At 62.9% G+C, this 17934-nt stretch carries 17 protein-coding genes; 9 read left to right on the top strand and 8 right to left on the bottom strand.

Annotated elements, in window-relative coordinates:
• Positions 1-117: 117 nt before the first annotated feature.
• From AABA86_RS23050 to AABA86_RS23075, 6 genes are all read right to left on the bottom strand, one after another.
• Positions 118-603 (bottom strand): DUF992 domain-containing protein, encoded by a 486-nt coding sequence (locus AABA86_RS23050; RefSeq protein WP_212253429.1) that lies wholly within the window; start codon positions 601-603, stop codon positions 118-120.
• On the bottom strand, positions 604-1191 hold the full coding sequence (locus tag AABA86_RS23055; RefSeq protein ID WP_338308541.1) for a hypothetical protein: 588 nt from the start codon (positions 1189-1191) through the stop codon (positions 604-606).
• Positions 1188-2300 carry an AI-2E family transporter gene (locus AABA86_RS23060; RefSeq protein ID WP_338308542.1) on the bottom strand — a complete coding sequence of 371 codons (1113 nt, stop codon included), beginning with the start codon at positions 2298-2300 and terminating at the stop codon, positions 1188-1190. The genes AABA86_RS23055 and AABA86_RS23060 overlap by 4 nt, the downstream gene beginning before the upstream one ends.
• Positions 2301-2348: 48 nt before the next feature.
• Positions 2349-2594, bottom strand: coding sequence for a hypothetical protein (locus AABA86_RS23065; RefSeq protein ID WP_212253416.1), 246 nt, complete (start codon positions 2592-2594; stop codon positions 2349-2351).
• Between the two features lie 30 nt (positions 2595-2624).
• A complete protein-coding gene (locus AABA86_RS23070; RefSeq protein WP_338308543.1) occupies positions 2625-4064 on the bottom strand; it encodes a basic amino acid/polyamine antiporter in 1440 nt (479 codons plus the stop codon).
• A 131-nt stretch (positions 4065-4195) separates the two neighbouring features.
• The gene (locus AABA86_RS23075; protein ID WP_212253412.1) at positions 4196-4399 is read right to left on the bottom strand and encodes a DUF6894 family protein; all 204 of its coding nucleotides are present in this window, start codon (positions 4397-4399) and stop codon (positions 4196-4198) included.
• Positions 4400-4640: 241 nt separating this feature from the next.
• Here AABA86_RS23075 and AABA86_RS23080 point away from each other — a divergent pair, with 241 nt between their 5' ends.
• Entirely contained in the window at positions 4641-5351 is a 711-nt protein-coding gene (locus tag AABA86_RS23080) for a Bax inhibitor-1/YccA family protein (RefSeq protein WP_212253410.1), read from the top strand.
• Positions 5352-5371: 20 nt separating this feature from the next.
• On the opposite strand, the gene AABA86_RS23085 is transcribed toward AABA86_RS23080, so the two are convergent.
• Together AABA86_RS23085 and AABA86_RS23090 are read right to left on the bottom strand one after the other, a co-directional pair.
• Positions 5372-5875: a DUF1269 domain-containing protein gene (locus AABA86_RS23085; protein WP_028143792.1), complete on the bottom strand. Its 504-nt coding sequence runs from the start codon at positions 5873-5875 to the stop codon at positions 5372-5374.
• 214 nt (positions 5876-6089) lie between these two features.
• Positions 6090-6290 carry a DUF3551 domain-containing protein gene (locus AABA86_RS23090; protein WP_212253408.1) on the bottom strand — a complete coding sequence of 67 codons (201 nt, stop codon included), beginning with the start codon at positions 6288-6290 and terminating at the stop codon, positions 6090-6092.
• A gap of 290 nt (positions 6291-6580) precedes the next feature.
• On the opposite strand from AABA86_RS23090, the gene AABA86_RS23095 reads away from it, so the two are divergent.
• From AABA86_RS23095 to AABA86_RS23130, 8 genes are all read left to right on the top strand, one after another.
• On the top strand, positions 6581-7669 hold the full coding sequence (locus tag AABA86_RS23095) for an efflux RND transporter periplasmic adaptor subunit (RefSeq protein ID WP_445083482.1): 1089 nt from the start codon (positions 6581-6583) through the stop codon (positions 7667-7669).
• Positions 7666-10731 carry an efflux RND transporter permease subunit gene (locus AABA86_RS23100; RefSeq protein ID WP_338308545.1) on the top strand — a complete coding sequence of 1022 codons (3066 nt, stop codon included), beginning with the start codon at positions 7666-7668 and terminating at the stop codon, positions 10729-10731. The genes AABA86_RS23095 and AABA86_RS23100 overlap by 4 nt, the downstream gene beginning before the upstream one ends.
• Positions 10732-10874: 143 nt before the next feature.
• Positions 10875-12308 carry a basic amino acid/polyamine antiporter gene (locus tag AABA86_RS23105; RefSeq protein WP_338308546.1) on the top strand — a complete coding sequence of 478 codons (1434 nt, stop codon included), beginning with the start codon at positions 10875-10877 and terminating at the stop codon, positions 12306-12308.
• 26 nt (positions 12309-12334) lie between these two features.
• Positions 12335-13597 carry an arginine deiminase gene (gene arcA, locus AABA86_RS23110; RefSeq protein WP_338308547.1) on the top strand — a complete coding sequence of 421 codons (1263 nt, stop codon included), beginning with the start codon at positions 12335-12337 and terminating at the stop codon, positions 13595-13597.
• A gap of 145 nt (positions 13598-13742) precedes the next feature.
• The gene (locus AABA86_RS23115; protein ID WP_212253400.1) at positions 13743-14564 is read left to right on the top strand and encodes an outer membrane beta-barrel protein; all 822 of its coding nucleotides are present in this window, start codon (positions 13743-13745) and stop codon (positions 14562-14564) included.
• Between the two features lie 588 nt (positions 14565-15152).
• Complete coding sequence (locus tag AABA86_RS23120; RefSeq protein ID WP_338308548.1) at positions 15153-16355, top strand: sensor histidine kinase; 1203 nt, start codon at positions 15153-15155, stop codon at positions 16353-16355.
• Positions 16356-16415: 60 nt separating this feature from the next.
• Positions 16416-17045, top strand: coding sequence for a response regulator (locus AABA86_RS23125; RefSeq protein WP_212253389.1), 630 nt, complete (start codon positions 16416-16418; stop codon positions 17043-17045).
• 162 nt (positions 17046-17207) lie between these two features.
• Positions 17208-17843, top strand: coding sequence for a response regulator (locus tag AABA86_RS23130; protein WP_212253495.1), 636 nt, complete (start codon positions 17208-17210; stop codon positions 17841-17843).
• The last annotated feature ends 91 nt before the right edge of the window (positions 17844-17934 follow it).

The following is a 17934-nucleotide window of genomic DNA, read 5'->3' on the forward strand; positions in this document are numbered from 1 at the left end:
CCTCTCCCTGCACGAACCGGCATCAAGCGCAGACCGAGCTGCGGGATCGTGGCGGCGGGATCGAAGCGGGCGGCAGGTCCAGGCCGTTTTCCTCGAGCAGCGAGGCCGGAAGCGGCATCAGAGCCCGCCCCGCGGTCCCAATGTCAGATGAGTTACGCCAGCCGCGAGATTGAGCCCGATCGAGCGCTCGATCGAGATCGGCTGCAGCATCACGCTCCTCCGCGAGCCGCCGATCAGGACGTTGGCGCCGAGGCCGGGACCGAATGCCAAACTGCCGCTCGCGCCGACATAACTGCCGCGCAACGTGCCGGGACCTATCCGCGAGTTCCTGGCGAAGACGGCCCAGGATAGCGTGCCGGCGCTGGTCACGCCGATATCAACGCCGACGCGCCGTATCCGTCCCTCGTAGACGTACTGCCGCGGCGGGCGCAGCGCGCTGAACACGCAGCGCAGCGCCTGCGTCGATCCAAGCACCAGTCCGACACGTGGCTCCGAGAAGCACAGGAGCCTGCCCACCCTGAATCTCTCGGCTTGCGCCGGCGAGCTGACAGCGCAAAGAACGACTGATGCGCCGATGGCGGCAAGACATCGCAACGTTCGCATTCAACCCTCCCGTCGGTTCGTGATGTCCCTGATGCTCTGCGAGGGGCTGCCGTCCTGACGCCACCAGAATGAGATGGCGAGGCCAATGAGCAGCACAGCCCCGAGCAGGAAGAAGAAGATGGATTGCTTCAGCCAGGATATCGCCGGAACGGCGGCGCCCATCGCAAGGCCAAGGAAGGAGATCTGCAACGACAGCAGGCTCAGGCCCGCAAGGAACGTGCCGAGCGCGAGCAATGTCAGCAGGACGAGCCCCGTTGCAGGGGTCGGAAGCAATTGCTGCACGCCCGAAATCAGCATGATGTTCATTGTGATCAGGACCGCGATCCAGTGCAGGGCCTGGGTCCAGATCAGCCGGATCTGGCCCTCCTTGCCCTCGATCTCCGGCCACTTGGTGACAACGCAGACGACGCCGATGGCGAGCGCCAGGAACTCCCAATAACCGGTCAAGGGCTGGTGCGAGACGTTGGTGTAGGCAACGCCGACGATCGCGAGCAGCAGCGCGACGACGTAGGGAAGTTGCTGCCACAGGAAACGGGCCGTCGTCGAACGCACCGGGGCATCATTCGAATGCGCTTCGAACTCGCTCATGGCTGCTCACTCGCAATCGATCGTGGCTTGGGATCGCCGCCCAGATAGTCCTCGACATAGAACCTGACGATCGCAACCCGACCGATCGCCACCAGCGGCATCGCGACCGCGACGCCCATGACGCCGAACTGAGCGCCGAGAAGGACGATCGCAACCAGTGTCCACGCAGGCGGGGTCTCGACCGCCTGGCGCTGGATTAGCGGGCCGATCACGTAGCCTTCGATCGACTGGATGATGGTGTACACGGCGACCGCCCAGATCAGGAGCGATGCGCCCAGCGGCATCGCGACGAGCGCGATCGGGATTGCGGCAACGATCGGCCCGAGATAGGGGATGAAGTTCGACAGGCCGGCCTGAAGTCCAAGCACGAAGGGACCGGGCAGCCCGATGAGATAGAGCGCGAGCCACACGCACAACGTCATCAGCATGATGCGGATCAATTGTCCGACGAACCACAGCCGCATGACGTTGCCCATCTCGTCCATCACGGCGCGCGCACGGCCGCGATGGGAATGCCTGACCAGCGCGATCACGCTTTCGCGGTGGCCGGTGGGATCGAAAGCGAAGAGAATGCCGAGGAACAGGATCACCAGCACCGCGGTCAGGAGGCTCGACGCTCCGCCGAGCAGAAATTGAGCGTGGCTGAAGAACCGGCCCTGATCGGCGAACAACCATTGTGCAAAGTCGCGGCCCCATTCCGGGCCGAGCAGGTCCACGCCATACGACAGCAGGTGCTCCTGGAGCAGATCGACCTGCGCATCCATCACTTTCAGAAGCAGGCGCGTCTGTTCCGGCAGCTTGCGCGCTCCCCAGGCGAGGCCGAAGCAAGAGAGCGCGGACAGAAGCAAGACAACGAGCGTCAACCGCCAGGCGCGTTTGAATGGAAGGACCGGCGCCAGAGCTCGCGCCAAGGCGTCCAGAAAGGCGGCGAACAACACCCCGGCAAAGACGATCAGAAGGCTGGAGACCGTTTGCCAGATCAAGAACAAGGCGATGCCGGCGGCGAGCAGGGTGAGACCGACGGCCAGCAGACTTGGCCGTCCGGCCTCGCCGGGCTCCTCGACAGCGGTCTCGTGCCGGATGAGCTCTCGGTATTTTTCGGAGCGCATTCCGGAAACGCTCTCAGGTTGATCCATCGAAGGGGCCACTACGATGCCTCAGGTACGAAGGCGGCGGCTGCCATAGTGCGGGTGTTTGCCGCCGCGATGACGCCAGTACCGGTGCTTTGTCGGATTGGTGTTGGTGTTCGGCGGCGCGGCATCCTTTTTGGATGTCGTGGTGCCGGTCTGCTTTGCCATCGTTGCGCCGTCGTCCTTCGATTGCGCGAGCGTGACGGTGGGTGGCGCCGCGACGATCAGCAACCCGGCGAGGAGCAAGCCGCAACTCGTGATCGTCATGTTCATGTTCGCCTCTCTACAATCAAAGACGCTGGGTCAGATCGAAAGGGCGCCGACGGCGAGCCCATAGACGCCGCCGCCCGCCGCGATTGCGATCGCCGCAAACAGGATAGCTTCGGTTCTCGTGAAGGTGTTTTCCCTGCGCTCGCGTTTGGCCATCAGGAACAGCAAGGTTCCAGGCGCGTAGAGGATCGAGGACAGCAGGAGAAATTTCGGTCCGCCGGCGTAGATCATCGCGGCGGCGTAGAGCGTCGCAACGGCGGCGCGGATCCCATCGGTCGTGCGGGCGCGCTCGCCGGCGTAATAGGTCTCGCCGGTCGATGCGAGCTTGAGACCATAGGCTGCGACAAGAACGTACGGGATCAGCGTCATCGCGCTCGTCATCTTCAGTGCGAGCGTGAAGGCATATTCGGCGAACCAGCTGACGAGCAGAAACGCCTGGATCACACAGTTGGTCAGCCAGAGAGCACCAACAGGTACCTTGTTCGCATTCTCACGCGCGAGAAAGGACGGCATGGTGTGGTGTATCGCCGCCGAATGCAGGATCTCCGCGGCGAGCAGCGACCAGGACAGATAGTTGCCGAGGATGGAGATCAACAGGGCTACGCTGATGAACACGCTGCCCCAGCGTCCGACCATTGATTCCATCACGCCTGCCATCGACGGCGTCGAAAGATCCGCCAGCTCGTTCCGCGGCAACACGCCGTAGGACAGCAGCGTTACCAGGACGAGCAGGCAGAGAACGCTCAGAAAGCCCACCACTGTTGCAATGCCGATGTCGGCGCGATTCCTGGCGTAGCGCGAATAGACGCTCGCGCCTTCGACGCCGACGAACACGAATACGGTGAGCAGCATCGTAGAGCGCACCTGGCTCAGCACCTGCCGGAGGCTGGGCGGCTCAGTTCCCCAGAAATTCTGCAGCAGGAGCTCGCGATCGAGGACGAACGCGGCCACGACGATGAACAGGAGGATCGGAACGATCTTTGCGAAGGTTGCAATCGTGTTGAGCCTGGCCGCGCCCCTGATGCCCCGCAGCACGAGGAAGTGCACACTCCACAGCAGCAGTGTCGCCGATGCAATCGCCGTCGGCGTCGTGCCGTCACCAAAGATCGGAAAGAATTGCCCGAGTGTGGCCTTGATCAGAATGAGACAGGCGACGTCGGCAAGACAGCAGCCGATCCAGTAGCCGGCCGCCGACGCGAATCCGATGTAGTCGCCGAATCCGGCCTTGGCGTAGGCGTAAATGCCGGCATCCAGCTCCGGTTTGCGCTGCGACAGCGACTGGAATACGAGCGCCAGCATGAGCATGCCCGTCCCTGCGACGATCCATGCGATGATCGCACCGAGGGCGCCGGTGGCACGTCCGAACGCCGCCGGCAGGGCGAAGATGCCGGATCCCACCATCGATCCGATCACAAGCGCAATCAACGCGTTGCGGGAAAGCTCTTGATCGGCCTCGTTCGACGAAGACGCCATGACGGAGGATGGCCTCCCAATCCGGAGCGCGGTGGTGGTCGCATCTGCCGACCGCCCCCTGCGGAGGACCATAGAAGTGTCTGCCGCATGCGCACATCAGGGATTCTCTGTAGGAGGTGAGGGCAGAAAAATCAGCCGCCGCCCGGGGCTCCGCAAGCCGTCTGCGGCGGGCTGGCCACAAGCACGACGCTGCCGCGGCAGAATTCACCGGCCTTGGCGAGCTCGGCGGCGAGCCGTCTGGCGTGCAGGATGGCTGCATCCTGATCCGGGCAGTCCTGTCCGGTCCCGTCGGGGAAGAGGCCGTATCTGTCGGCGATGTGAAAGAAGAAGCGCATGGCATGGGTTAGATCGCGACCCGCCCGACTTCCAAGTGACAAAGCCGTAAGGAGCATACGCCAAACGGCTTAAACGTAGTTCCAAGCTCTCGCATCGGTAATGTGCGGCATCCCTGCGATGCCCGCAGTTGCGACAGCGAAGGGTAATTTCCACGGGCGGCATTCGGGTGATTGTCCGATGCCGTTCCGGAAGGCCGAGGATTAGCGTCGTCTCCCCCGGCGAAGTCCAGAGGAGGCGGATGTGTCAAATTTCGATCAGAACCTGACTGCGGCAGAGTCGGCTGGCGGCGCGTCTGCGGTGGACGCTGGCCTGCATGAATACATGTTGCGCATCTACGCACACATGGCCGCGGGCGTCGGCTTGACCGCCGTCGTGGCCTGGCTGACCTATCAGGTCACCGGCCCGGCTCTGCTGCAGAGTCCATTGATGTGGGTCTTCATTCTCGCGCCGCTGGGGCTGGTTTTCTTCATCGGCTCGCGCATCAATACGCTGTCCGTGTCGACGGCACGGCTGCTGTTCTTCCTCTACGCCGCCTTGGTCGGCGTATCGCTCTCGACGTTGTTCCACATCTACACGAACTCGTCGATTGCCCGGGTCTTCTTCATCGCCGCCGCGAGTTTCGGAGCGCTCAGCGCCTTCGGATATACGACGCGACGCGATCTCTCCGGGCTGGGCACGTTCCTGTTCATGGGGTTGATCGGCGTCATCATCGCAAGCCTGATCAACATCTTTCTGTCCTCGAGCGCGCTCGACTGGCTGATCTCGATCGTGGGTGTCGGCGTATTTGCCGGGCTTACGGCCTACGACACGCAGCGGATCAAGGCGATGTACGACAGCGCGGATGACCATACCTCTGCGGGTCGCAAGTCGGTCATCGCGGCGCTGTCGCTCTATCTGAATTTCATCAACCTCTTCATGATGCTGCTGCGGCTTGCGGGCGGCAGGCGTTGAGACAGGGAGGAGCGGCGGCTTCAGGCCGCCGGCCGCTCCACCGCGCTCGTCAGCGCATCGCGGAGGAGCTTCTCCTTCGTCTCGTCGAGTGACGTCTTGAGTACAACGCCGCCGGCGCTCTTGATCTCGTTGATCACCTTGTCCGCCGTCATGTGCTTGATCAGGACGAACAAGGCCGCGTTGCCGGGCTGGAGGCTGGTCGACAGGCTCTTCATGAAGGCGTCGTCGATGCCGAAGTCCGAGAGTGCGCCGCCGAGCGCGCCGGACGCTGCGCCAACCGCGACTCCGAGGATTGGGTTCAGAAAGAGGACGCCGATGAGAAGGCCCCAGAAACTTCCCGTCATTGCGCCCATCGCGGTCGTATTGACGAGTTGATTGAGCTTGATGCCGCCAGCGTCCGTCTTCACGGCAATCACGGCGTCGCTGATGGTAATCAGATATTCCTTCTGCAGCTTGAAGAGCTGCTGGCGGACTTCTTCTGCCTTTGCTTCCGACGGATACACGATCGCGACAAGATCGGACATTGACACCTCCCGTTGATCCAAAAGCGAACCGGCGCATTGCAATCGACGCTACCGTGCAAGGGTACCCGCCGCGATTGGAGGAAACCCCGGACGTTGGCGGAGGAATGTCCCGATGGGCGGGCAGTTGCGGCATGCATGCCGAATCCGGGTGGCGTACGACAACCAACAGCGCATCATTTACGCCGCCCGGCCGATATCGGACTGAGCGCTGCCGTTAGCGGCGGCGATTTTGCACGCAGGTGCCGTGCCGTCCGCTCAGCGATGCGCGGCATTGGGAGCGGGTCTCGTACATGCAGTTGAGCATTCCCTTGAACTTCGAGCACCATGCCAGATCCTGCGCTTGTACGGGCGTCGGCGAGCCCATCGCGCTGAGCGCAATGAAGACGGCGGCGGACAGCAAAGCCAGCTTTCTCATGTCGATCCTCCTATCGTCGTGTGAATCATTCGGGGCCTGAGCGGCCGGTTCCCTTGCCACCTGCTGCTTTGGCGAGCGCGCCGCGGCGAGAGCAGGTGCAGCCTTGATGCACCGCTTGCGGCGCCCTCGGTATCAGGTGATTGCCTGACGTTGCCTTGGGAATCTTCTGACTATGCCGGAAGGATCTCCGGACCACGATTGCATCGGTGATCGCTCAGTAGATTTACCGATGGAAGGGAGATGATCCATCGACAAGATCGCCGGCGGAGCAGTTGACCGATGATCATGTCATGCCGATGCGGCCGCTGAACACCGCGCTTGTCGCAGCGGTCACCACGCTGCTGGTTGCCGCCTGTGAAAGGGATCCGGCGGAGGATGCACCCCCGGCGCCACGTCCGGTTCGCACGACCACGGTCGAGAAGCGCGAGCAGCTGACGCCGTTCACGTTCACCGGGCGCATCGAGGCGGAGGACGAGGTAAGCATTGCATTTCGAATCGGCGGGCGGCTGCTTTCGAACAACACCCGGCTTGGTGATCGCGTCCAGGCCGGCCAGCTTCTGGCGCAGCTGGAATCGCAGAACGAAGTGAACGCGCTACGCCAGGCGCAGGCGGCCCTTGCCGCGGCGCAAGGCCAGCTCACTCAGGCCCGCAATCACTTCGAGCGTCAGCAGACGCTGCTGGCGCAGGGCTGGACCACCCGTGCCAACTTCGAAGCCGCGACGCAGGCGCAACAAACCGCCCAATCGCAGGTCGATGCGGCCGAAGCCCAGTTGAGCGCCGCCCACGATCAAGTCGGCTTTACCGAGCTGCGCGCCGATGCGCCGGGCAAGGTCACCGAAACCGGCCCCGCCGCCGGCGAGGTCGTCCAGGCCGGACAGACGATCGCGAAGATCGCTCGCCAGGACGGTCGCGATGCAGTCTTCGATGTGCCCGCCCAATTGGTGAGAGCGGCGCCAGCCAATTTGCAGGTAACGGTCGCTCTCACGGACGATCCGGCAGTGACGGCGCAAGGGCGCATCCGGCAGGTCGCCGCCCAGGCCAACCCGGTCACGCGAACCTTCGAGGTCAAGGTTGGCCTTACCGATCCGCCGGCTGCGATGCAGCTCGGGGCGACCGTGGTCGGGCGCGCCGAGGCGAGCTCCGGACCGATGATCGGCATTCCCGCAACCGCGCTGACCAGAATGAATCAACAGCCGGCCGTCTGGGTCTTAGATCCCTCGGCCAATACGGTCTCGGTGCGAAATGTCGACGTGCTGCGGTTCGACCAGGCGCAGGTGATCATTGCGCAAGGGCTTGACAGCGGCGAGATCGTCGTGACTGCGGGCGTTCAGGCACTTCATCCAGGCCAGAAGGTGCGCGTGCTCGGGTCGGGGCGATGAGCGGATTCAACCTTTCGGAATGGGCACTGGGGCGACGCTCGCTGATCGTCTACCTCATGCTGATAGCAGTGGCTGCCGGCGTCCTGTCATATTTCCGTTTGGGCCGGAACGAGGATCCGGCTTTCACGATCCGGACCATGATCGTTCATGCCGTCTGGCCGGGGGCGACGGCCGACGAGACGATGAAGCAGATGACGGAGCGTCTCGAGCGCCAATTGCAGGAGACCCCGCATCTGGATTTCCTGCGCAGCTTCACCCGTCCTGGCCTCACGACCATCTTCGTGAACCTCAAGGGAAGCGCCAATGCGCGGGATGTCTCCGATACCTGGTATCACGTGCGGAAGACGATCGGCGACATTCGCCATACGCTGCCTGCCGGTGTCGTTGGGCCGTTCTTCGACGACGATTTCGGCGACACCTTTGGCATCGTCTACGGCTTCACCAGCGACGGCTTCGCGCAACGCGAGCTGCGTGACCGGGTCGAGGCGATCCGTTCGCAGCTCCTGGCTGTGCCGGATGTCGCGAAGATCGAGCTGCTCGGCGCGCAGGAGGAAGTGATCTTCGTCGAGTTCTCCAAGCAGGAACTTGCAAATCTCGGTGTTGATCGCACGGCCCTGATCGCGGCGTTGCGCGCGCAGAACGTCGTGATGCCGGCGGGAACGATTCAGACCGGCACCGAGCGGATATCGCTGCGGGTGTCGGGCAGCTTCCTGTCCGAGCAGGACATTGCCGATATCAACTTCGCCGCCGGCGGTCGCATGCTGCGCCTGAGCGACCTTGCGATAGTGCGGCGGGGCTACGCCGACCCGCCCCAGCCACTGTTCCGGATCAATGGCCGCCCGGCGATTGGGCTTGCTATTGCCATGCGCGATGGCGGCGACATCCTTGCGCTCGGCAGGAACGTCAAGGAGGCGATGGCGCGGATCACCGCTGATCTGCCGATCGGGATCGAGCCGAGCCTCGTGGCCGACCAGGCCGTCGTCGTGGGCAAGGCGGTCGGCGAGTTCATGACCTCATTGCTGCAGGCGATCGCCATCATTCTGGTCGTGAGCTTCATCAGCCTCGGTGTTCGTCCGGGTCTGATCATCGCGCTGGCGATCCCGCTCACGCTCGCGATCGTATTTCCGGTCATGGCGGTCCTTCACATCGACATGCAGCGGATATCGCTCGGGGCCCTGATCATTGCGCTTGCCCTGCTGGTCGATGACGCCATGACGACGACGGACGCCACGCTCATTCGCCTGGCGTTGGGCGACAGCAAGGTCGAGGCCGCCGGTTACGCCTTCCGGACCCACGCGCTTGCCATGCTTGCGGGGACGCTCGTGACGATCGCGGGCTTCATTCCGGTCGGCTTTGCTGCAAGCGCCGCGAGCGAATACACGTTCTCGCTGTTCGCAGTGGTCGCGATCGCGCTGTTGGCGTCCTGGGTCGTCGCGGTGATCTTCGCGCCACTGCTGGGCGTTGCCATCCTTGTTCCGCCCGAGCAGAAGGGGGCTGCGGCTTCCGGATGGGTGTTCCGGCTATATCGACGATTCCTGATATCGGCGATCCGCGCCAAGTGGGTGACCCTCGGTGGGACGGCCGCGCTGTTCGCCGCCTCCGTGCTGGCGCTGCCGCTCATCCCGCAACAGTTCTTTCCGTCCTCCGATCGGCCGGAACTGCTGGTCGATCTCAGCCTGCCGCAGAATGCATCGATCCTTGCCAGCGAAACCGCGGCAAAGCGTCTGGACAAGATGCTGACGGGCGATCCCGACGTCGCGCATTGGAGCACCTATGTCGGGCGCGGTGCGATCCGGTTCTATCTGCCGCTCAGCGTCGAATTGCCGAACGAATTCTTCACGCAGGCGGTCGTCGTGGCCAGAGACATTGGGGCGCGTGAGCGGCTGCATGGCAAGCTGGAACGATTCCTCGCCGATGAGTTTCCGAACGCGATCTCGTCGGTCTCTCCGCTCGGCCTTGGCCCCCCGGTCGGATGGCCGCTGCAGTATCGCGTCAGTGGTCCTGACGTCGAGCGGGTGCGCGATATCGCACTCGACGTCGCGCGGATCGTCGGGGCCGATCCAGCTGCCAAGAGCGTGAATTTCGACTGGATGGAGTCCGATCGCCAGGTGCGCATTCGCGTCAACCAGGACGAGGCCCGACTTCTCGGCCTCAGTTCGCAGACGATTTCCGCCGTTCTGAACACCGTGATATCCGGCACGCCGGTCACGCAGGTGCGCGACGATATCTATCTGGTCGATGTGGTGGTCCGCGCAACCGACGAACAGCGGGTCTCGCTGGCGAGTTTACGCACGTTGCAGATGCCGATCGCGGGCGGGCGGACCGTTCCACTGAGCCAGTTCGCATCTTTCGAGTATGATCAGGAGTTTCCGCTGATCTGGCGACGAGATCGCGTGCCCACGCTCACGGTTCGGGCCGCCATTGCCGACCGCGTGCTGCCGGAGACGGTCGTCAACAGGCAGGCCGCGGCCATGGCAAAGTTGAAGACGGCGCTGCCGGCTTCGTACCGCGTCGTGGTCGGCGGCACGGTGGAGGAAAGCCGGAATTCACAGGCGTCCGTCATGGCGGTGGTGCCTGTGATGCTGTTCGTCATGTTCACGGTCCTGATGGCCCAGTTGCAGAGCTTTCCGCGATTGCTGATGGTCGTCAGTGTTGCGCCGCTCGGTCTGATCGGCGTCGTCGCAGCGCTGCTGTTGTCGGGCCGGCCCTTGGGCTTCGTCGCCATTCTCGGTGTGCTTGCGCTGCTCGGCATGATCAGCAAGAACGCGGTCATCCTGATTGGCCAGATCGAGACTGAGCGTTTACTGGGGAAGGGGCCCTGGCAGGCCGCGGTGGACGCCAGCAGTTCCCGCTTTCGTCCAATCATGCTGACGGCCGTCTCCACCGTTCTCGGCATGATCCCGATTGCGCCGACGGTGTTCTGGGGGCCGATGGCCTTTGCGATCATGGGCGGCCTGCTGGTTGCGACCGGTCTGACCCTGGTCTTCCTGCCGACACTGTATGTCGCCTGGTTCGGCGGAAAGGAGCAGGCCGAAGCTTCCGGCTCTTCGTCCGCGGCCTGAGAGCGCGTGGGCGGTGAGGGTAATCCCGGACCTCGACTAGGTAATCACCTGATTGGCCATGCGTGCCCCACGGCGCATCGTCCGGGTCGCAGCGAGCGAAGCGGCCGCCGCGCCGACCATCCCTCGCGGTCCGAGGCTTTCACATGAGCGCGACGCCGTCGATCCAGAAGCTTTCGCTATTTGCTCTGACGGCCATGGTGGTCGGCTCCATGGTCGGTTCCGGCATTTTCTCACTGCCGCGCACATTCGGCATCGCAACCGGTCCATTCGGCGCCATCTTAGCCTGGTGCATCGCGGGCGGTGGCATGTACACGCTGGCGCGCGTGTTTCAGTCGTTGGCGGAGCGAAAGCCCGATCTCGATGCCGGTGTCTACGCCTATGCGAAAGCAGGTTTCGGCGATTATCCCGGCTTTCTGTCGGCGCTCGGCTATTGGATGGGAAGTTGCATTGGCAACGTGTCGTATTGGGTCCTGATCAAGTCGACCTTGGGCGCGTTCTTTCCCGTGTTTGGCGACGGCAATACCGTCACCGCGATCATCGTTGCTTCGATCGGGATCTGGCTCTTTCACTTCATGATCCTGCGTGGCGTGCAACAGGCCGCCGCGATCAACACCATCGTGACCATTGCCAAGATCGTGCCGATCCTGGTCTTTATCGTCATCCTGATCTTCGCCTTCAAGGCCGACCAGTTCCGCGACAATTTCTGGGGCGGCGAGGGCATGCCGGACAAGGGGCTCTTCGAGCAGATCCGCGCGACCATGCTGGTCACGGTGTTCGTGTTCCTCGGGATCGAGGGGGCCAGCGTCTATTCCCGCTATGCCAAGGAGCGATCCCATGTCGGCGCGGCGACGATCATTGGCTTTGTGATGGTGACCAGCCTGATGGTGCTCGTCACCATGCTGCCCTACGCCGTGCTGCCGCGTCCCGACATCGCCGACATGCGTCAGCCGTCCATGGCAGCGGTGCTGGAGGCCGTGGTGGGACATTGGGGGGCGGTCTTCGTCAGCATCGGACTTCTGGTTTCGGTGCTCGGCGCCTATCTCGCCTGGAGCCTGATCTGCACCGAGGTTCTTTCAGCCGCGGGCCGCACCAGGGATATGCCGGCCCTGTTCGGCACCGAGAACGAGAACAAGGTCCCGGCTGCGGCGCTGTGGCTGACCAATGTCGTCGTCCAGCTCTTCGTCATCAGCACCTATTGGTCGCGGGACGCCTTCTCGCTGATGCTCAATCTGACGAGCGTCATGAATTTGATCCCGTTTTTCCTGGTCGCCGCCTACGGGCTCCTGCTGGTCAAGCGGGGCGAGACCTATGAGAAGCGCCCGGACGAGCGTCGAAGCGGGCTGATCTTTACCGGCATTGCGCTGATCTACACGCTCTTCCTGATCTATGCGGCCGGAATGAAATACCTCCTGCTGTCGGCCATCCTCTACGCGCCCGGCACGGCACTGTATTTGTGGGCACGTCTCGAACAGAAGGCGAGAGTCTTCACCTTCGTCGAGTGGATCATCTTCATTGTCGTCGCGATCGGCGCGGCCATCGGCATTCATGGCCTGGCTACGGGCTACATCACGATCTGAGCGGAGCAATTCCGGAGATAGGCCTCATGACAAAGCAGACATCGGACCAAGGGGTTCCCTTCGGTGTTCATTCGGAAGTCGGCCAGCTGCGCAAGGTGATGGTCTGTTCGCCGGGGCGGGCTCATCAACGTCTCACGCCGACGAACTGCGACACTTTGCTGTTCGACGACGTCCTATGGGTCGACAATGCCAAGCGCGATCATTTCGATTTCGTGCAGAAGATGCGCGACCGCGGTATCGAAGTCGTCGAGATGCACAATCTCCTCGCCGACACGGTCGCCATTCCGGAGGCGAGGACGTGGATTCTCGACAATCAGGTGGTTCCCAATCAGGTCGGCCTCGGCCTGATTGACGAACTGCGCGCCTATCTGGAGAGCCTCAAGCCGCGCGAGCTGGCGGAGACCTTGATCGGCGGATTGTCGACCCAGGACTTTCCGGAAGCCCGCGGCGGCGAGACGCTCAGGCTCATCCGGGAAGCGGCCGGCATGACCGAGTATCTCCTGCCGCCCCTTCCCAACACCCTGTACACGCGCGATACCACCTGCTGGATCTACGGGGGCGTTACGCTGAATTCGCTGTTCTGGCCGGCGCGCCACGAAGAGCCCATCCTCGCCGCCGCGATCTACAAGTTCCATCCGGATTTCGCCGGCAAGGTCAATGTCTGGTGGGGCGATCCGACACAGGATCACGGCCTTGCGACGCTTGAGGGCGGCGACGTGATGCCGATCGGAAAAGGCAACGTGCTGATCGGATTGAGCGAGCGCACCTCGCGGCAGGCCATCAGCCAGCTCGCCGCCGCCCTGTTCAAGAAGAAGGCGGCCGAGCGCGTGATCGTGGCTGCCATGCCCAAGCTCCGAGCGGCGATGCATCTGGATACGGTCTTCACGTTCGCCGATCGCGATTGCGTGCTGCTCTATCCAGACATCGTCAACAATATCGCGGCATTTTCCTACCGTCCGGCCGGCAGCTCCGCAGGCATCGAGCTGCGCAAGGACGAAAAGCCCTTCGTCGAGGTCGTCGCAGAGGCGCTTGGGCTGAAGAAGCTGCGCGTGGTCGAGACAGGCGGAAATGCCTATATGCGCGAGCGAACCCAGTGGGATAGCGGCGCCAATCTCGTCTGCGCATCCCCCGGCGTCGTGTTTGCCTATGACCGCAACACCTACACCAACACGCTGCTGCGCAAGGAGGGCATCGAGGTCATCACCATCGTTGGTGCGGAACTCGGACGTGGTCGCGGCGGCGGTCATTGCATGACCTGTCCGATCATCAGGGACGCAGTCGACTATTAAGCCCGCATCAGCGGTCCTTGCGGCCGTTTACGAAACGATGATCGATCTGATCAACCCATGATTTAACCGAATAACATTAACACGCCACAATCGTGTCACAGCCTGACGCGAATCCCGATGCACGCGACAGCCATCGAGGGACACCATGCGAAGGTCCAGAATTCTTCTGCCGATCTTTGGTCTGTTCGGCGCAAGCACGGCAGGTGCAGCCGACCTTGATGTCACCGAGTTCAAGACGATCGCGGCCCCTGTGCCGTACACCTCCACACCCACCTGGAGCGTCGTCGGTTCCATCGCGCCCACCTTCACCGACAACGCCCTGTTTACCCGCGACAACCGCAAGTCGGACGTTTACTACGTGCCCGACGTGAGCGTCCGGCTGGACGGGGACCTCGGCAATGACCTGTCGTACCGCCTCTATGCGCGGGCGCAATATGAAGCGTTTTCGCGGGAGAAGGACGGCAACTTTGCCGTCGCGCGGATGGGCGGGCGCCTGACCCAGAATTGGGACGGCTGGCGTTTCTCCGCCATTTACGAGCATCGCTACGATTTTGACGGTATCTACCGCGACCTGGCCTTCACCTCGAACGATGTGATGGGCTCGGTTGCGCGCGACTTCCGCTTCAATAGCGCGACGTTTTCGCCATTGCTGCTCCTGACCTATCGATTTTCCGACCTGGCGGAGGCGCGCCGCTGGCGCTTCGACGCCGTGCTCGGTATCGAGGTCAAGCTCGATTCCAGATGGTCGATTGTGAGCACGCCGTTGTTCGAGGCTTACTGGTTCACCGACGGGCTCAATCGCGGGCGACACGATCAGCTCTATTCGGCAGACGTCGGTCTGAAGTATAATTTTGCGAGCAATGTGTCGCTCACGACGACCGTGCTGTACGAGGCGCGAACGTCGAACGTGCCGCTACGACGATATAGGGACGTTCGCATCGGCCCCCGTCTGGACTTCGCATTTTGAGAGGTATCCGATCGATGCACGCAAGAGGCTTGTCGCTGTTGATCGGCATTGTTGTGGGCCTAGCGGCGGCATCCGTTGCCGCCGCCGATCCGCGCGACGCCGTCGATCGAGGCCAGCGTCTTGATACCGATGCGCTTCGGGACGATGCTGCGACGCACCGTTTGACGCCGCCATCGCATCCCCTGCAGATTGCGCCACCTCCGACGGCTTCAAAAGCAAGGACGGAACACAGGGGGAAGTCCGGCGCAAATGGTGGCAGCGGCCGCTAGCGTCATCGCCGCGTTGGTAGGCATGGCCGCCCATCGGCGCAGGAGTCCGCTGCTCGGAATCCCGCATTTTTAATCTCTGTTGCGCCAAATTCGAGCGCAGGGCGCGAACCGCTTCGTCGCGCAGCGCAGACGCCGCGTCGCGGATTCGAGATTTTAATCCTATGGAAATGCTACCTCTTGTTGTGGGGCGATTCCAGGGTGTATAATTGGATCGGCTCCAAGGCGCGTCCGCGGGCCGGCGAGGGGAGATGTCCCCGAACAGGCGAGCGGACACAAGCGATGCTGTTGTCAGCGTCGCGATGTCGCCGGAGAAGAGTGAGTGCGTATCGTGAAGGTACATGTCTCCCCCGCCAGCGAGTCGCATCGAACCAGCCTCGGGAATTGGCTGCAGACAGGTTCGGAGCAATCGATCGAAGCGCTCTATTGGACGTTCTCGGCTGATCTCCTCTTCGTCGTGCGTCCGTCTCCTGAAGGACGCTTCGTCTACCAGGCGATCAATCCGGAGTTCGGGTCTCGGCTCGGTCTCTCGCCGGAAGACGTCTACGACATGGATGTGTTCGATTGCATGAACGCGGACGACGCCAGAATCGTCTGCCAGGCGCTGGGGGCGTGCGTCGCGGAAGGAGCGGAAATCAGAATCCGACAGCGTCTCGCGTTCGGCGGCTCGCCCCGGAACGTTGAAACGGTTGTAACTCCGGTCGTTCAATCTTCGCGTGGCGGTGCGGTTCGCTTGATCGGCAGTCACCGCCCCCTGCGCAACCGCGCGTTCGAGAGCGGGGGCGGACCGGACAACCGGCTCGACGTGAATCTCGGCCTGATCCAGGAAGGCATTCAGCAGCGGATAGCGTCCGATCTCCACGATTCGACGTGCCAGCACCTGATTGCCGCGAGTCTCGGTCTCATGCGGATCCGAAGCAGCATTGGCGAATCGGACTTGGCCGAACAGCTCTGCGACGAGATCGATGGATCGATCGATGAAGCGCTCCGGGAAATCCGCGCCTTTGCGTATCTGCTGCATCCCCGGAACCTCGCCGGTGAGGGCCTGAAGGCTGCGATCGAGCGGTACGCGGAGGGATTTGCGGCGCGCACGTCGTTGCGCGCAAGTGTCGACATCGTGCCGGATGTGGATCGGCTGCCTTATGAGACGAAGCGGACATTGCTGCGGGTCGTCCAGGAAGCGCTGACGAACGTCTTCCGTCACGCCAACGCGACCGAGGTGGCCATCGTCATCGACACCGCGGACGGCCGTTTTCACCTGACGCTCAGCGACAATGGACGCGGGCTCCCGCCGGGTTTCGGCAGGAGCGCGGTCTCCGTTGGTGTCGGAATTCCGGCGATGAAAGCGCGGTTGCACGAGATCGGAGGTACGCTCGACATCCAATCCAGTCGGGCGTCCCGGCATGCCGGAACGGTGTTGTGTGCAGTATTTCCCTATGCTCCCTCGGCGGACAGGGCCAATCGCCGCGGAGCCACGACAAGCGCAAGGGCCCGCGCAGGCGCACAATCAGCGAAAAAACACTAACCGCGAGGCGGCGGGCCGGGTCCCCGGCCCATCACCGATGCGGATTCGGAGTGCTCTGCCATGAAGCGAATTCTCATTGCGGACGATCATGAGGCGGTACGGTCGGGCTTGCGGGCGGTGCTCGAGCAACGGGTGGATTGGGAGGTGGTCGCCGAGGTGAATGACGGCGGCATGGCGGTCGCAGCCGCGATCGAAAGCCGGCCCCATGTCGCCATTGTCGACTTCTCGATGCCGCGCATGACCGGCGTCGAGGTGGCGCGGCGGATCAGGGAGTATCCGCTGCAGACCGAGGTGCTGATCTTCACGGTGCACAATTCGGGCTTGCTTGCCCAGCAGGCATTCGAGGCGGGGGCGCGCGCATTCCTGGTGAAGTCCGACGCCAACAAGCTGCTTGTCGCAGCTGTCGAAGCCTTGTTGCTGCACCGGCCGTTCTGCCCTCGGAGAGGTTTGACCGAACTCGACCACGGGCCGCGGGCCGGCGGCGAGCGGCATCACGAACTCACGGCTCGCGAGCAGCTGGTCGTCAAGCTGGTCGCGGAAGGATACAGCAACAAGGGCATCAGTGCGATCCTCAACCTCAGCGTCAAGACCACCGAGGCCCACCGGGCAGCCGCGATGCGCAAGCTGGAGGTGAACTCGACGGCGGGGCTGGTCCGGTACGCCGTTCGGACCGGGCTGGTCGAAGCTTGAGGCGGCGATATCGGCGAGCAGTACGGGCGTCGGTACCTTCGCCGGGAGATATCAGGGTTTTGTGGGATAACGATTCCAGCCGCGCTCCCTATGATCGTTCGACTGCGGTTTGCTGCCGGTATCGGCCCGGAAGCGCAAGGGTCGGCAAACGGGAACGACACGGTGAAACGCATCTTGATTGCGGATGATCATGAAGTTGTGCGTTCCGGGCTGCGTGCAATCATCGAAACGCATTCCAGCTGGATCGTGAGCGGCGTGGCGACGGATGGCGAGCAGGCGGTCGCGCTGGCGATCGAGACCAGGCCGGACATCGTGATCGTCGACTACTCCATGCCGGTCATGAACGGGTTGGAGGTCAGTCGCCGCCTCAAGGCGCTCCACCTTGGCGCGCAGGTCCTGATCCTGACGATGCACGAGAGCGAGGAACTTCTGACCGAAGCCATTCTGGCCGGGGTGCGCGGCTTTCTGTTCAAGTCAGACGCACGCAAGCACCTCATCTCCGCCATCGAGGCCCTGCTTGACGGCAGGCCTTACTTCACCAGCATCCTGCTGGAGAGGCTGCTGCACGACTACCAGGGCAACAAGGAGAATCGGGCCGACATGCTGCTGACTTCACGCGAGCAGAGCGTGGTCCAGCTGATCGCGGAGGGGCATACCAACAGGTCGATCAGCTCGATCCTGAAACTGAGTGTGAAGACCGTCGAGACCCATCGCGCCTCGGCCATGCGCAAGCTCAGGATGTCGTCCACCGCCGAGCTCGTCCGCTATGCGATCCGCAAGAAGTTGGTCTTGCCCTGAACGGATCATGCTGATGTCGGCCGCGAAAGGCGCCGGAGTTTGCGCCTCGACAAAGTGGTCGTGACTGCAACTGCTTACCGTTTCGGGTGCT

Source organism: Bradyrhizobium sp. TM233, from assembly GCF_036247965.1.
GTDB lineage: Bacteria > Pseudomonadota > Alphaproteobacteria > Rhizobiales > Xanthobacteraceae > Bradyrhizobium > Bradyrhizobium ottawaense.